This window comes from Alteromonas sp. MmMcT2-5, assembly GCF_022348315.1.
Classification (GTDB): Bacteria; Pseudomonadota; Gammaproteobacteria; order Enterobacterales; family Alteromonadaceae; genus Alteromonas; species Alteromonas macleodii.
Genome location: NZ_JAKRFB010000001.1, coordinates 423,949 through 439,350, shown reverse-complemented (window position 1 = coordinate 439,350; position 15,402 = coordinate 423,949). Strand labels below are relative to the sequence as shown.

The 15,402-nt window shown below is 44.0% G+C and carries 14 protein-coding genes; 5 read left to right on the top strand and 9 right to left on the bottom strand.

The features are described 5' to 3' along the window. Positions 1–1,761, bottom strand: a complete 1,761-nt coding sequence (gene aspS, locus MHN09_RS01910) for an aspartate--tRNA ligase (protein WP_239238814.1) — start codon at positions 1,759–1,761, stop codon at positions 1–3. A gap of 247 nt (positions 1,762–2,008) precedes the next feature. On the opposite strand from aspS, the gene MHN09_RS01905 reads away from it, so the two are divergent. Next, a complete protein-coding gene (locus tag MHN09_RS01905) occupies positions 2,009–2,860 on the top strand; it encodes a DUF72 domain-containing protein (protein ID WP_239238811.1) in 852 nt (283 codons plus the stop codon). A gap of 129 nt (positions 2,861–2,989) precedes the next feature. After that, positions 2,990–3,475, top strand: a complete 486-nt coding sequence (locus tag MHN09_RS01900) for a GAF domain-containing protein (protein ID WP_239238808.1) — start codon at positions 2,990–2,992, stop codon at positions 3,473–3,475. An 86-nt stretch (positions 3,476–3,561) separates the two neighbouring features. Here the strand turns inward: MHN09_RS01900 and MHN09_RS01895 are convergent, their stop codons facing one another. From MHN09_RS01895 to MHN09_RS01860, 8 genes are all read right to left on the bottom strand, one after another. Continuing rightward, positions 3,562–4,902 (bottom strand): sigma 54-interacting transcriptional regulator, encoded by a 1,341-nt coding sequence (locus MHN09_RS01895; protein WP_168462747.1) that lies wholly within the window; start codon positions 4,900–4,902, stop codon positions 3,562–3,564. After that, positions 4,899–5,483 (bottom strand): hypothetical protein, encoded by a 585-nt coding sequence (locus MHN09_RS01890; RefSeq protein WP_014948856.1) that lies wholly within the window; start codon positions 5,481–5,483, stop codon positions 4,899–4,901. The genes MHN09_RS01895 and MHN09_RS01890 overlap by 4 nt, the downstream gene beginning before the upstream one ends. A gap of 1 nt (position 5,484) precedes the next feature. Beyond that, positions 5,485–6,882 carry a HAMP domain-containing sensor histidine kinase gene (locus MHN09_RS01885; RefSeq protein WP_049585869.1) on the bottom strand — a complete coding sequence of 466 codons (1,398 nt, stop codon included), beginning with the start codon at positions 6,880–6,882 and terminating at the stop codon, positions 5,485–5,487. Between the two features lie 60 nt (positions 6,883–6,942). Continuing rightward, on the bottom strand, positions 6,943–7,224 hold the full coding sequence (locus MHN09_RS01880) for a calcium-binding protein (RefSeq protein ID WP_223866688.1): 282 nt from the start codon (positions 7,222–7,224) through the stop codon (positions 6,943–6,945). Positions 7,225–7,522: 298 nt separating this feature from the next. Continuing rightward, the gene (locus MHN09_RS01875; protein WP_049585868.1) at positions 7,523–9,595 is read right to left on the bottom strand and encodes an EAL domain-containing protein; all 2,073 of its coding nucleotides are present in this window, start codon (positions 9,593–9,595) and stop codon (positions 7,523–7,525) included. Between the two features lie 181 nt (positions 9,596–9,776). Next, positions 9,777–10,217, bottom strand: coding sequence for a TerB family tellurite resistance protein (locus tag MHN09_RS01870; RefSeq protein ID WP_014948851.1), 441 nt, complete (start codon positions 10,215–10,217; stop codon positions 9,777–9,779). 251 nt (positions 10,218–10,468) lie between these two features. After that, complete coding sequence (locus tag MHN09_RS01865; RefSeq protein ID WP_049585867.1) at positions 10,469–12,145, bottom strand: fused response regulator/phosphatase; 1,677 nt, start codon at positions 12,143–12,145, stop codon at positions 10,469–10,471. A gap of 43 nt (positions 12,146–12,188) precedes the next feature. Next, complete coding sequence (locus MHN09_RS01860; protein WP_014948848.1) at positions 12,189–12,494, bottom strand: STAS domain-containing protein; 306 nt, start codon at positions 12,492–12,494, stop codon at positions 12,189–12,191. Between the two features lie 171 nt (positions 12,495–12,665). Here MHN09_RS01860 and yciH point away from each other — a divergent pair, with 171 nt between their 5' ends. The 3 genes from yciH to pheA all read left to right on the top strand — a co-directional run bounded on the left by yciH (position 12,666) and on the right by pheA (position 15,399). Beyond that, positions 12,666–12,998 carry a stress response translation initiation inhibitor YciH gene (gene yciH / locus MHN09_RS01855; RefSeq protein ID WP_014948847.1) on the top strand — a complete coding sequence of 111 codons (333 nt, stop codon included), beginning with the start codon at positions 12,666–12,668 and terminating at the stop codon, positions 12,996–12,998. 63 nt (positions 12,999–13,061) lie between these two features. Continuing rightward, a complete protein-coding gene (locus MHN09_RS01850) occupies positions 13,062–13,862 on the top strand; it encodes a response regulator (protein ID WP_014948846.1) in 801 nt (266 codons plus the stop codon). 355 nt (positions 13,863–14,217) lie between these two features. Then, a complete protein-coding gene (gene pheA / locus MHN09_RS01845) occupies positions 14,218–15,399 on the top strand; it encodes a prephenate dehydratase (protein ID WP_039227282.1) in 1,182 nt (393 codons plus the stop codon). Positions 15,400–15,402: the final 3 nt, after the last annotated feature.

Here is a 15,402-nt window from a genome sequence, read left to right as displayed (position 1 = left end):
TTACGATTGCTTTTTCACCGTTGCAATAGCTAGCTCTTCAAGCTGCTGTGGATTTGCAGGGCTAGGCGCTGATGTTAATGGACATGCCGCTGTGGTTGTTTTAGGGAATGCCATCACATCACGAATAGACGTCGCGCCAGTCATAAGCATTACCAGACGGTCTAGACCAAACGCAAGACCTGCATGCGGCGGCGCACCAAAGCGCAGTGCGTCTAGCAAGAAGCCAAACTTGTTCTTCGCTTCTTCATCGTCAATGCCAAGAATGTTGAATACCGTAGACTGCATGTCTTCATTGTGAATACGTACAGAACCACCGCCTAATTCAACACCGTTCAATACCATATCGTAAGCGTCAGATAAGGCTTCAGCTGGGTTAGCTTTAAGTTCTTTTGGCGTTAAACCACGTGGCGCGGTAAACGGGTGGTGAATAGCGTGAAGCTGACCGTCAAACTCTTCAAACATTGGGAAGTCAACAACCCAAAGTGGCTTCCACTCGCCTTCAAGAAGCTCAAAGTCTTCACCAAGCTTAAGACGTAGTGCGCCCATTGCTTCGGTTACCACAGTGTAGCTGTCTGCACCGAACAATAGTATATCGCCACTTTGCGCGCCAGTGCGCTCTAGCATGGCGTTAGTGATGTCTTCAGTTAGGAATTTAAGAATTGGCGACTGCAGACCTTCAAGACCTGCACCGGCTTCGTTAACTTTAACCCATGCTAGGCCTTTCGCGCCGTAAATACCTACAAATTTGGTGTAGTCATCAATTTGTTTACGCGAAAGTGACGCCCCACCTGGTACGCGAATAGCTGCTACGCGACCTTTAGGGTCGTTTGCTGGACCGCTGAATACTTTAAAGTCAACGTTAGCAAGCAAGTCTGCAACGTCGGTTAACTCTAGCGGGTTACGCAGGTCTGGCTTGTCGCTACCAAAGCGCGTCATGGCTTCTTTATACGTCATGCGCGGGAAGTCGCCAAGGTCAACGTTTAGCATTTTATTGAACAAGTCACGAATCATGCGCTCGGTAATAGACATTACGCCATTGGCATCTAAGAACGTGGTCTCAATATCGATTTGGGTAAATTCTGGCTGACGGTCGGCACGTAAGTCTTCGTCGCGGAAGCACTTAACGATTTGATAGTAACGGTCCATACCCGACATCATCAGAAGCTGTTTGAAAAGCTGTGGCGATTGCGGAAGTGCAAAGAACTCACCTTTGTGCGTGCGGCTTGGCACTAGGTAGTCACGTGCACCTTCTGGCGTTGCCTTAGTAAGAATAGGTGTTTCAATATCAAGGAAACCTTCTTCTTCTAGGAAGCGACGTACAGCACCGGTTACTTTTGCACGGAATTGTAAGCGTTGGCTCATTACAGGACGGCGAAGATCTAGATAACGATAGCGAAGGCGCTGTTCTTCGGAGTTTTCTTGGTTCCAGTCCAGTGGAAGCACGTCAGACTTGTTGATCACTTCAAGGCCTGTGCCCAGGATCTCAATCTCACCTGTGCGCATGTCTTTATTTACTTGACCTTCAGGGCGCGCACGCACTTTACCCGTTAGCTTTACACAGAATTCGCTACGCAAGGTGTTAGCTACCGATAGCACGTCTGGTAAATCTGGGTCGAACACCACTTGTACGATACCTTCGCGGTCGCGTAAGTCGATGAAAATTACACCGCCTAAATCGCGACGCTTATTAACCCACCCGCAAAGGGTAACTTCTTGTCCAATGTATGATGAATCGATATTCCCACAGTAATCTGTGCGCATGGTCCTTGACCCCTGATGTTTTTTCTTGCTTCGCATGCAGTGAATTGGCGTTCAAAACCGCTTACTTTTGGGCTTAAGACTTTGCCAAAAATCGCGTAAACTTGCTGGCCAATTAGCTGGCCCGCCCACAACATGCATAATGTAATGATTTAAAGGCCGCATAGTATAAACAAATGCTTGATAAAGCCCAATGACAAATATGCACAAATCAGCCATATCACAAGGAAATCTCTATATTGGATTGCCAATGTGGCAACACAGCCATTGGCCAAGCACCTGGTTTGCTAATTATCCCAAGTCTGATAATGGATTGTCGCTGTATGCCAAGGAGTGTAATACGGTTGAAGGGAATACCACATTTTACTCTCTTCCCCACCAAGACGCTGTAGCGAGATGGTGCGATTCAACACCCGACCACTTCAGATTTACTTTCAAGTTTCACCAGAACATTACTCATGTACATCAATTACAGCATTGTGATGAAGAGGTTGCCCAACAGCTTGCTTTATTAAGCCCGTTAAAAGAAAAGCTAGGAGTTATGATGCTGCAACTGCCCGCTTCTTTTGGGCCAGAAAAGCTATCCATTTTGGACACCTTTTTAGCGGCGTTACCTCAAGAATTAAACATAGCGGTTGAAGTGCGCCACTTGGCGTTTTTTGCAAAGGCTGATGAGGAAAAGGCGCTTAATCAACTTTTGATTCGCCACGGAGCGAACAGAATCATAATGGACACCCGAGCGCTTTTCACTGGCTCTTTAGACGCAGGGGGAACAAATAGACGTGCGATGCTAGAGGAAGTGCGAGAGAAAAAGCCCCGTGTACCAGTTAACGTTATCGCTACAGGCCATACTCCCATTGTGCGCTTTGTAAGCAATGATATAGATGATGACAACCAACGCTGTTTATTGCCTTGGGTGAAAAAAGTGAAGATTTGGCAAAGTGAAGGAAAAAACGTGTACTTTTTTTGTCACCGCCCCGACAACAAAGACGCTCCCTGGTTAGCGCAGCAGTTTATCGATTTGTATAACAACACTACTCCATCACTCGTGCTAAATAACCTGTCAATTAAATCTCAGCCAGAGCAGAATTCTCTGTTTTGATGACGAGCCACTGGCATTGCGTCGATTAGTTTTTTTGTTTTTAATAGATAGCGTTTTTCTAATTCAGCGGTAAACTACTGCTCTTATCTATTTTGGTACTACACCATTATTTATCGTGAAATAACCTCAATGAACCATGAATATGAGAAAGCGCGTATTGCTGCGCTTGTATCGTTAGATATTTTAGATACTTCCCCAAGCGAACAACTTGACGAGCTCACCAAAGCTGTACAAGAAGAATTTAATGCTAAAACCTGCTTGGTAAGCCTTGTTGCAGAAGATCGCCAATGGTTTAAGTCCCGCCAGTGTATGGATGCTACCGAAACACCGCGTAATATCTCGTTTTGCACCTACGCGATAGCCGAAGAAGAATACTTGATTGTTCCCGACGCTAAAGCCGATAAGCTATTCGCTAATAACCCGCTGGTTACTGGCAGCCCTTTCATAAGAGCTTACGCAGGTGCTATCTTGCGCAACAAAGATGGCTATGAATTGGGTACGTTATGCCTACTGTTTGATGAACCACGTGACTTTTTAGATGTTGAGATAGAAAGCTTAAAAAACCACGCCCGCACAGTTGAAACCATTATTTTTTCAGAGCACCTTCCAGCATAACTCCAGCCCTACGCTTTTCGTATCGCAAAACAAAAACGCATCACTAAAAAGTGATGCGTTTAATAACTCTCTAAGCTCGACTATGTCTATCTGAAATCAGCTGCGTCTAGCTCGTGCTTTTTCATAAGCTTGTGCATATCAGTTCTATTTCTACCAGCAAGCTCTGCCGCGCGCGTTACGTTGCCGTCGGTCATTTTAAGAAGCTTGTGCAAGTATTGCTGTTCAAAGGCATCGCGCGCTTCTGTAAGCGTTGGCCAGCTTTGTTTAGTGGCAGACAAGGCCTGCTCTATTAAGTGAAGTGGAATAACAGGCGTTTGCGTCAACGCAACACACTGCTCGACCACATTCACAAGTTGACGTACGTTACCTGGCCAAGATGAGGTTACCAGCTGTTGCATAGCGTCATCAGAAAATTGGCTTACATTCACGCCATGACGCTGTGCGCTTTGCTGCAACAGCGAGCGAGCAAGAAGTGGAATATCTTCACTTCGCGATTTCAGCGACGGAAGTTTTAGGTTCACCACGTTTAGACGGTAATATAAATCTTCGCGGAAGGTGCCTTCTTCCATTTCTTTGTGCAAGTCTTTGTGCGTTGCAGAAATGATACGCACATCGATATCTACGTGCTTGCTACTACCTACTGGGCGAATTTGACGCTCTTGTAATGCACGCAGCAGTTTTACCTGCAGCGTCATCGGCATATCGCCAATCTCATCCAAGAACAAGGTACCGCCGTCGGCTTCTCTAAACAGACCTGGGTGAGCAGCTACAGCACCGGTAAACGCACCTTTGGCATGACCAAATAGCTCAGACTCAAGCAAGTTTTCAGGCAATGCTCCACAGTTAATAGCTACAAATGGTTTGTCGCTGCGGTTACTGGCTTTATGAATGGCATTAGCAAGTAATTCTTTACCTGTACCGCTCGCGCCGCTAATAAGCACAGACACTTCACGCTGAGCTATGCGGAACGCCTGGTCTAGTACATTTAGCATTTCTGGAGAACGGGTAATGATGTCCTTTGCCCAATCCCCAGGCTGTGCAGCTTGAGACTGGCTAAGTGCTTTTTGCAGCAGCGCCCGTAATTCGTCGTGATCGACAGGTTTAGGCAAAAAACCAAATACACCACGCTGAGTGGCTGCTACCGCATCAGCTATGGTGCCGTGAGCCGTCATCAGAATTACAGGAATATCTTTTCTAATTCCCATAATTTCTTCAAACAAACTCAGACCATCTAAGCCCGGCATACGCAAGTCACTTAATACTACATCGTAGTTTTCGTTTTGAAGCTTTCTTAACGCTGATTGACCGTCTTCCACTGCGGTCACCTCATAACCTTCGCCTTCCAGACGAATGGTTAATAAGCGCAATAAGCTCTTATCGTCATCTACCAACAATAAGTTAGGGTTACTACTCGCCTTTTCGCTCACTGTTGTGTACTCCTGTTTTTATCCATCAGTGTTGCTTCAATCTGCAACAATTCTTCTAGTTTTTTGCGCAGGTTAACTGCTTCAATTTCAAGTGCTTTTACTTTCTCGCCACGAGAAGTATTTTCTTGCTCCAACACCACCATGGCAGATTCAAGCTGCATAATCTGATTGTTGTGCGACGCAGCAATAACAGTCACCACTTCTTGCGCAGTGGGTGTAAATGTTCCAGCAATATCATTTAAGGCAAGCTGCGCGCGCAACCTGTCTTGATAAGGTGTATCTGTTGGTAGTGTTAAAACGTAGGCGTGAAGTGTGTCAGATGCTGTATCACCTAACGCTTTTAATGCTTGCTTACGCTCTAACCAAGGTTGGTTGGCCGCATCAATCCACGCGTTAAGCCAATACGTTGCATCGCAATTGTGCTCGAACCCCTGTGGAGGCTCAACAAATAAACAAAGGCCACGTTCTATTTTAGCTACAGGCGTCACCTTTTCTGGCTCACCTGCGTTGTCGTTGTTTCTGGTTAAACTCTGACATCCTGTCAGCACCAGTAAGGCGACAATTAAACCACTTATTCTCATTTTATTTTTCCTGTTGCCCAATGGTCACTCTAAAGCAAACATCGGCATAGTCTACATCTACAACACGCACATCACCATGCATCAGTCGAGCGCAATCGGCAACAATTGATAACCCTAAACCCGTCCCAATGACATTGTCGTTTCTCGGCTCGGTTCCTCGGATAAAAGGTTCAAATAAAGTATGTACTGACTCTGGGGCAATACGCTTACCGCGATTGGCAACATCCAGTACAAGATTATCGTTTTCGTTATAAAGGCTAATATTTATCGGTCTTCCCACTGCGCCATGCGCGACTGCATTGGACACCAAGTTATCAAGTATCCTTCTAAACAGCTCCTCGTCTATACGCACCTCGGACGCAGTTATCTTTACTTCCACTTCTCTATCCTGAATGGCGAGCGCGTAATCTTCTAAACAAGCAGAAACTAACTTGCCAACGTCACTTTGTACCATTTTCGGCTGAGCTTGTTGCAACAGCAGGTTGTAGTCGAGCAACTTTTCCACCAGCGTGTTGAGTCTTTGCGTACTAGCAGTAAGTAGCGAAAGTACTTCGCGTTGACCGTTATTCAACTCGCCCACCACGTTTTCAGACAACAAGCTGCAGCCTTCTTTAATGCTGGCAAGCGGAGTTTTGAGCTCGTGAGCAGCGTGTCGCAGCAAGGCGGTTCTAATATGCTCCAACTGCTGAAGTCGATCATAAAGCCAATGTAAGTCTTTCTCTACATCAATCAGTTCTTTTGGCGCTTGTCTTGAAAGGGGTGGAAGCTGACCATCGCTGTGGGCCATGATCCTTATAATCTTTTTTAAGTTGTTAACGGGGTTCACAATAAGCTGACTCCCCATCAATATTAGCAATAACGAAACGCTTACAAGCATAGCCGTAGACCAAGCTTGTTTTGCTTGCATGGCATTTAAATCATCTTGCTGGACTTTGACACGTTCAGTAATAGCGGCTTCTACATCGTCGCGAAGCTGGTCGACGCTATCGCCCACTGATGCAAGGTAAGCATTAAGTAAGAGCTGGTCTTCAATCGCTCGATATTCGGCTAATTGATTTAGCTGTTCTGAAAGTCGTGTGCAGGTAGTTGGTACCGAGAGAGCCTGACATAGATTGTCAGCGGCCACGGCAAATTGATCGATGGCGTTATCAGAAAGAGATGCCACCCTATCATTTCTCAACACAGCAAATTGGCGAATGCTGCGCTCTACGTCAACGACCGCGTTATCGAGTCTTTGCATGTCGCTAACAACATCGACAACAAACCGTGTTTCAAGTGTTGTCATTTGACCCACTTTGGCTAAGTCGCTTTGACTTTGCCAAAGTAAGGCTATAAGAGGGATAAGGGCCAGTACAAAACTACCTAGCGTCAACTGCCTTAGTGAACCAAGTTGTACCAAGCGTTCACCAAACGAAACCTTGTTTATCAGAACCTTACCCTCTTAAATATATTATTTTATCTACTCACTTGCTGTGAGCTTTTCATTGCCTGGCGTCAACTTGCTTTTTGCCAATTCGGCTTCGGAAAGTTTGCCATCTTCGTTGTCATCAATCAGCCCAAAGTTACGCAGTAGACCTGTGTGTCGAACCGCTTCTTTAAGTGATATCAGACCATCTTTATCTGTGTCTAATTCCTGCATCAACGAGCGCGCTGGACTTGCGTACGCGTCCGCTACTGAAATGGCTTGTACTGCAGCAACAGCACAAAGTGCTAAGAAAACTTTTTCGAGACGTTTCATCATGAATCCTCCGCTACGCGCTTTTAAAATCCTTCTCAATCCGCTTTGATACCAGCCCTGTGTTATCAGGTTATTCTGCTATTAAAGCTCATGGATACTACCACTAGTCTTCAATTAACCACTATCATAATTGCAATCAAACTGCTTATGCGATTTTCAGACCAAAAAGAAAAAGCAAATTAAAAACAGCAACATATATAAATAAATGTACTATTAAGCACTTAGCATACAGGTTAAATGTTGCAAAAAAGAAACACCACTTTGAAACACTGTATGTCAAAGTGATTTTATCGATACCTTGCTATACAGAGAAACTGCTATCGCTGTAATGGGAGGGAGAACAAGTGAGCTCCGATAAGGGGATGGGCTTGCTAAACATAAATCCTTGCACATTGTCACATCCATGCTCTCTAAGATAATTCCACTGTTCAAGGTTTTCTATGCCCTCAGCACATACCGAGAGTGACAGTCTTTTCGCCAAATCAATAATTGCCCCAGTCACAAGACGGCTTCGTTCTGAAGTTTGAATTTCCATTACAAACTGTCGGTCAACTTTTAGCGTGTCGATATTGATTTGCGTCAGGTAACTTAACGAGGAGTAACCCGTTCCAAAATCATCTAGAGCTATGGCGCACCCCATATTTCCGATGCGTCTGAAGAACTTGTTTGAAAGAGTAAAGTTTTCTAGATACGCACTTTCTGTCACTTCAAATTCAATGTTTTCTGGGTTGATGTCATAGAGCTTGAAAGTATTGTAGATGTAGTCAAAAAGCTGCGAACTTCGCAAATCATGCCCAGATAAATTGATTGAGGCTCTAAACGGAGACGTGGCCCATTGTTTTAAATCTGGCATATCAATACAAACGCGCTTAATTACCCAACGGGTAATTGCAGTGATCTTACCGCCCTGCTCAGCAATGGGGATAAACTCGTTCGGCATGACCAAGCCAAATTCAGGATGTTGCCAACGAATAAGCGCTTCTACGCCTATTACATTCCCTTCGTTGTTAACTTTAACCTGGTAATAAACAACAAACTCATCATTGCTGATTCCTTGCTCAATACCGTTAGCTAAGTGGAGTTTACGCTTATGCGACTCAACCATATCAGGTGTAAACAGTGTGTAGCTGCCTCGCCCTCGCGCTTTTGAACGATACATTGCAAGGTCTGCATTGCTCATCAGCTCGCTTAGGTCGTACCCCGCATCGGAAGCCGTAGCAATTCCAACGCTTAAACCTACCGTTAGTGATAAGCCACGCAGTTCAAAAGGCTCATCAAATGCGGTAATAAGTCGCGTTGCCAAGCTCTGCGCTTGGTCAGTAGTCACATCTCTATCGGGCAGTACTAAGAACTCATCCCCTCCCAGTCGCGCGAATAAATCGCCGTCGCGCAGCAAACACTGAACTCTGTCAGCAACCTCTATGAGAATGAGATCTCCGGTTTCATGTCCTAAAGAATCATTGATGCCCTTAAACCCATCTAAATCAAAAAACAGGAGCAGTAAGTCTTCATCATTTCTTTTGGCTCTGGCTAGCTCAAGTCTTAAGTTATCGAGAACAAACTGTCGATTGGGAAGACCGGTTAAACTATCGAAGTTTGCCAGACGAGACATGGTTTCTTGTTGATCAACCAATGTTTGCTTTTGCTCAAAGTTGATAAATAACTCAACTTCAATGGTATCCAATAAACTATTAATGTTATTCGATAACTGTCCAATTTCATTAGATGTATTAAGTGAACTGCGCAGCGCATAATCTTTTGACTCAAATACTTCTTGAGTAAACTGCCTCAGCGACCCAATAGGAGAAATCAAACGGTATAAAATAAAGACACAAGTGCCAGTGCAAAGCAGCCAAACCGCGATAACGATAGGCACTTGCTTAATGAGCTGGCGGGCTGAACTTGCCGCCATGGTGTCTTCAATATCCACATAAAGAACAACATGTCCAAGTGGGTATAGGCTACTACCTACAATTTGATGGGCAGTGATAACATTGTCGTATTGCGTAACACCAAATGGAATTTCTGCAGGATCAAGTGGAACAGATTGATTGGAAAGCTGGCTTAAGGAATCAGGTTGAATAGTGGAAATGACTTGATAGTCGTTGTCATATAGCGTGGCGGAAATAAGATTATCGTGTTCTTTTATCGGTTGAAAAAGAGAGGAAAATAATGCGTTATCACCGGGACTTCGCTCCATGACAACCAATAACTGCAGCGACAAAGCGTTACTTAACGTCGCGGTATTGCCTTTAACCACATCCACCACAGAAGCGTTGCGTTCTAATTTATTAACAATTACCACAGAGAGCGCCAGCACCGACATAGTCAATGCAATGACAAGCCCAATTGGGATTTTCAACGTTCTAAACACTCAACTACCCTTACTTCAGTACTGCAAGCTGTTGTAAGCAAGTGATGCCATAGGCTCTGAAACAGCACTGTCACCGCTAAGCTTTTATTATTATTTGTTCACAATAGTAAGGTACAGGTCGCTAAATTTGAATCCATTTTTTTAGCTAATACAAAAAAGACTAACTGAGTGATGATGAACGCTATGTTCTTTCAACTACTTCAAGTTTAGTTTTAATGTATTGGCTATGGGGAACGTACAATAAATCAGCTATTTGACGAATAGTACTCTCTTCAAGAGGCGCTAAAGATTCATCCGCGTATGCAATAGCCCAGAGGCTCTTTATCACATCTCTTTTCTCATCAGCGCTGCAGTGTTTATTTAGTACTTGAGTAAAACGCACTAAGTCAATTGAATCGTCAGCCGTCTCTTGCCCTCTTTCAAGCAACAACGACATCGCTTCCTCATCTATGTTTACATGCTTTCTGAGCTGTTTCTCGTATTCACTTCTCTCGCTATCCGTTACTTCATTATCAGCGTTTACAATTTCACTAAGTAATGCAGCAGTCGCCAATTCAACGGTATACGTTGGCTCTGTGCGCTTATGCGTGTCTTCGAAAAGTTTAAGAAATGATTTCAGCATGGGGCCCTACTTCTTGTGTCACCGCAGAAACGCCCGCGGTTAATGAAATTTGAGTATCGATAAAACTTTTACTCGGTAAAAGCTAAATTCGATTAATTGCTGGATTAGATGGACAGATTTACAGCGATGACTAAGCAAGCAAGTCTATGTAAACTGTACTCAGCGACTAGAGCTGTAAAGTGAGAGTTTAAAAGCCCTCAGAGAAACATGAATATGAACATTTTGCTCGTAAAGATATTTTCTAAAGGCGCCTAAATTTTAGTATCAAGTAAGCAAATCACTTTACTCCCGCCATTTTCGAACCACACTCGTTCGCACAGCGCGTGAAGCAAAGGGAGCCCACGCCCAAAGCTTTCGTCATGAACGGAATGACGCCGGCCTACCGTACTTGCCTTATTCCACTCAAAGCCTTCACCACTATCTTCAACCGCTATCAGCACCTTACCTTTAAGGGGTAAAGACTCTATCCTAATATTAATTCGCCCGTGACTAAGCGCTTTTAGTGAAGCCTCGCGGTTTTCGTAATATTGATGGAACCCTGTACTATCAGCTTTGAGTTTTGAGTCGAGTTTCAAGATCCCATGCTCTAACGCATTATTAAACAGTTCCGACAACACGGTATAAATTATCGAACGCACCGCTTGAATGCCCTCACATTGCCCCGCAAGCTGTAGCACGCGTTGGAGAATGTCAGGCTGTTTCAAATGTTGTGCGTCAAGCGCAACTTCATGCACCGATGGCAATCCAAAATCCATCTTTGGTGATACGGGCGTTTTAATGGGTTGAGAGGTAAACACGACTAGCGTGACATCATCGTGAAATGAAGAGGCTGCGCAATGCTCTTTTGCCTTAAGAAAAAGTGAATTGGATTCTATTTTCCCATGCGTCTGCATTTGCTCTTTTACTATTCTTACCAAGCCTTCCTCAAGAAGCATTTCTCCCTCCTGATTAGTACTCTCAATTAGCCCGTCGCTACAAATTACAAGCTGTTCATTGCATCCTAGTTGAATGGTATCGCAATCGGTGTTGAGTTCATGCTCGTCTAGGATCCCTAATGCCATGTGACGTGAGGGAATGCAGCGCAATGCTAAATCAGTTTTGGCAGGAACAATGACAGCCGGCATTCCACCCTGCCATAAGTTGATTCTATTGCCCCCCGCGTTAATTTCGCCCACCACTGCGGCCATAAACATGTCACTTGGTAGAAACTTAATTAAAATTCGATTTAATTCTGAAATAATCTCAGAAATAGATACCCCTTGCTGGCTGAGTTCTTGAAAGGCTCGGGTTACAGGCAACGCACCAATTGCTGACGCCAAACCATGACCTGTAAAATCTCCCACCACAAAATAAATACCACCACTAGGGCTTGATTCGCATAGAAAGAGATCGCCATTAAAGGTTTCAGCTGGCTTTAGGAAGCAGTCGAAATGCGCCATTACCTCGGGTCGATTGACAATAGCGTGGCTAAAAATATGTTCCACAATGGCGTGCTCTCTCGCCACTCTTTGATTGAATAAACGAAGTGCTTTATTTTGCTGTTCTATGTGTTCACTCAAAGCACGTATTTTTAAGTGGGCTCGAATTTTGGCAATTAGAATGTGTCGGTCGAAGGGCTTTGTGGCAAAGTCGTTCCCACCAACTTCCAGACACCTCACTAAGCTTTCTTTATCTTCTAAAGCGGTGATAAAAAGAATAGGTAGATACGGCCCTTTCGCAAGCTTGCGTATTTTGGGTGCAACGTCAAAACCACTGAGCCCAGGCATCACAACATCCAACAAAACCAAGTCGGGTTTTTCGTGCGTAAATTTTTTGATAGCTTCAACACCATCCACCGCTTCGATACACTCTTTATAACCTGCGTTATAAAGCATGTTAGTAAGCAATGTACGGTTGATAGCCTCGTCGTCAACAATGAGGATCTTCACGTATGTCTCTTCGATAAAATGTTAATTTAGCGACTTGCTTTTCTTACTTAATGTCGAACTTTTTATCGAATCGAGATATTTTCAGGATTTTAGCAACCTGAGGACGGGCATTTTCGATACTGTAGGTTAATTCTCTTTCAGCGAGTGTCTTTTGCATGTTTAACAACATACCTAAGGCAGAGCTATCCATGTATTCAGTACGCGATAAATCTACGGTGATGTGAGAGACATCGGCGCCCAGTTCGCCATAGGCGTTTCTGAAGTCTTCTACCTTACTAAAGTCAAACTTAGTGCCTACATCTACCACTAGTACTTTCCCTTGATTTTGATAGCTCGACGTTATTTCCATATTCGCTCCTTAAAAATGTAAGCAGAAATGCTTCATCACATGCTTTTAACTTTGCTATTCTTATACTAGTTGAACTTTTACACATCGCCATGAAAGTCATCTTAAACTTTCGTATGGTAATGCTTTTTTTATCGCCATTTAGATGGAAAGACGCAATTTATTGAGGTATGTATGCAAGACTGGCAAGACGCCCTTTTGGTCTATAGTACTGAAAGTGGCAAAATAAAGCCTGAGCCAAAAGAGCAAGCGCGTTCGGTGTCTTCTGACGGCGTTGTTCGTATTCACAGGGAAACTAAAGGTCGCAAAGGAAAAGGGGTGTCTCTGATTAAGGGATTAGACCTCGCGTCTGATGAGCTGAAAAAACTAGGCTCTGAGCTAAAGAAAAAATGTGGTTGCGGCGGCGCAGTGAAAGACGGTGTCATTGAAGTACAAACTGATGACAGGGAAAAGCTCCGCACACTACTTACCGATAAAGGGTATAAAGTTAAGCTTGCTGGGGGCTAATGTAACGCTAGCCAGCTAGCGAGCTCTCACTTTTTCATAAACATATAACAAAAAGAGTCTGAAATGGAAAAGCTGTCAATTTCTGATCTACACATTATTTTAGTTGAGCCTTCTGACACACAAAGAAAGATCATCACCACTTTGTTGTTAAAAGAACACGTAAAGGAAATTGACCCCGTCAGTACCCTTTCCGAAGCTCGTTCAGCGGTAAAAGCGCACGGTGCTGACCTAATCGTAAGCGCGATGTACTACGAAGATGGAACCGCACTAGAACTACTTAAATTCATTAAAGAAGACGACGCATTTAAAACAATCCCCTTCATGTTGGTTTCCAGTGAAAATCGTTTAAGCAAACTAGAAGAATTTAAGCAGGCAGGTGTTGCGGCAATTCTTCCTAAACCATTTGAACCCCTTCATTTGTCTCGTGCGTTAAACGCAAGCTTAGATTTAATCAATCACGATGAACTAGAATTAGAACTATTTGACGTACACGATGTTCGCGTACTTCTTGTTGATGACAGTAAATTAGCGCGTAATCATATTCGACGCGTATTAGAAGGCATGGGGCTTCAACGCATAAAAGAAGCTGAGAATGGCGCAATGGCGCTAACTTATATAAAAGATGAACCTTTTGACCTCGTGGTTACCGACTACAATATGCCCGAAATGGATGGCAGGGAACTATCGGAATTTATCCGCTTTAATCCAGAAACCACACATATACCGATTATCATGGTAACGTCAGAGTCGGCTGACAGCGCACATATGGCTAATATTCAGCAAACAGGTGTGAACGCGCTATGCGATAAGCCTTTTGAGCCCAACGAAGTAAGACAAATGCTTTCAGCACTATTAGGTAACTAAGCGCAAAAATATTAAACGGCGTTCTCAAATTACCCACCGGCAGGTGTATATTTACGGCACCTGCCAACGCTTCATGCCCTAACCGTTTGGCTTTTTATAAAGCCAACAGCGCATTTTAATTACTTTTTCAAGTCCTCCACATTAAAAACAACTATTCAATTTGTAAAAATCGGTTGACACACATAGGCGTTCAACATACATTCAAACCTATGAAACAGAATACTATGCACGTAGCACTTTTCTTTTTTGCGTTTATATCCTTTAACTAGGGAGGCGCGGCTACATGCATGAAAACCTCCCAACTGGGAGGTTTTTTTTTAGCAGAATTTTCTTATACGATACGCACGGGAATGATATGTCAGACAATGCATTAGATACTGTTAGAGAGCGGATTACCGCTTTAGACAGTGAATTACTTACTTTACTCTCAGAACGCAGAAAGTTAACCAACGAAGTGGCTGAGACGAAAATAAAGCATCACATTCCTGTGAGAGATCAAAAGCGAGAAGAACAGCTATTGGTGCGCCTAATAAAAGAAGGCCAAAACATCGGCTTAGACCCTCATTATGTGACACAAATTTTCCACGTTATTATTGAAGACTCTGTTTTAAACCAGCAGGCTATGCTTGCTGAACGCGCTAACCCTGGCAGTACATTGCCCTTAAACCGAGTGGCATTCTTGGGCGACAAGGGCTCTTACTCTTATCTAGCAACGCAAAAGTACTTCTCTCGTCGCCCCGGCGAATTGCTGGAAATTGGCTGTCAGAGCTTTGCTGAAATTATTCACAAAGTTGAAAGTACAGAAGCCGATTACGCGGTATTGCCTATTGAGAACACGACGTCTGGCAGTATCAATGAAGTGTATGACCAACTACAGCATACCCAACTTAGTATTATTGGTGAACTCACCCACCCTATCCGCCATACATTGTTAGTGGGAACCAACACCAGTATCGATAAAATAAAAACGCTTTACGCTCACCCTCAAGTGTTCACTCAGTGTAGCCATTTCTTAGCAGAACTAGGGAACGTAGAAGTGAAAACCATGGACAGCACCTCGTCTGCCATGTTGACAGTTAGTGAGCTTAAACGCGATGACGTAGCCGCAATAGGCAGCGAAGCGGGTGGTAACTTGTACGGCCTAATGGCAATAAAGAGTAACTTAGCAAACCAAAAAGAAAACCATAGCCGTTTTATCGTTGTTGCGCGCAACCCAGTAGTGGTTCCACTTCAAGTTCCTGCTAAAACAACACTTGTTATGTCTACCATCCAAAAGCCAGGTGCACTTGTAGAGGCCTTGTTGGTGCTACGAGAGAACAGCATCAATATGACGAAGCTTGAATCGCGTCCTATTCCAGGTAATCCATGGGAAGAGATGTTCTACATTGATGTAGAAGGCAATGTAGAAGATGGCCCTGTACAAAATGCCCTTGATGCATTGCGTGGTATTACCCGCTACATCAAAGTATTGGGCTGCTATCCAAGCGAAGAAATTAGCCCGACCAAAGTGGCCGCGGCGAGTGCGCTGGCTGATTAACAC

Excerpts from the sequence above, each read along its gene's own strand:
- aspS (WP_239238814.1), bottom strand. The coding sequence starts at position 1,761 with ATGCGCACAGATTACTGTGGGAATATCGATTCATCATACATTGGACAA.
- MHN09_RS01905 (WP_239238811.1), top strand. The coding sequence starts at position 2,009 with ATGTGGCAACACAGCCATTGGCCAAGCACCTGGTTTGCTAATTATCCC.
- MHN09_RS01900 (WP_239238808.1), top strand. The coding sequence starts at position 2,990 with ATGAACCATGAATATGAGAAAGCGCGTATTGCTGCGCTTGTATCGTTA.
- MHN09_RS01890 (WP_014948856.1), bottom strand. The coding sequence starts at position 5,483 with ATGAGAATAAGTGGTTTAATTGTCGCCTTACTGGTGCTGACAGGATGT.
- MHN09_RS01880 (WP_223866688.1), bottom strand. The coding sequence starts at position 7,224 with ATGATGAAACGTCTCGAAAAAGTTTTCTTAGCACTTTGTGCTGTTGCT.
- MHN09_RS01870 (WP_014948851.1), bottom strand. The coding sequence starts at position 10,217 with ATGCTGAAATCATTTCTTAAACTTTTCGAAGACACGCATAAGCGCACA.
- MHN09_RS01860 (WP_014948848.1), bottom strand. The coding sequence starts at position 12,494 with ATGGAAATAACGTCGAGCTATCAAAATCAAGGGAAAGTACTAGTGGTA.
- yciH (WP_014948847.1), top strand. The coding sequence starts at position 12,666 with ATGCAAGACTGGCAAGACGCCCTTTTGGTCTATAGTACTGAAAGTGGC.
- MHN09_RS01850 (WP_014948846.1), top strand. The coding sequence starts at position 13,062 with ATGGAAAAGCTGTCAATTTCTGATCTACACATTATTTTAGTTGAGCCT.
- pheA (WP_039227282.1), top strand. The coding sequence starts at position 14,218 with ATGTCAGACAATGCATTAGATACTGTTAGAGAGCGGATTACCGCTTTA.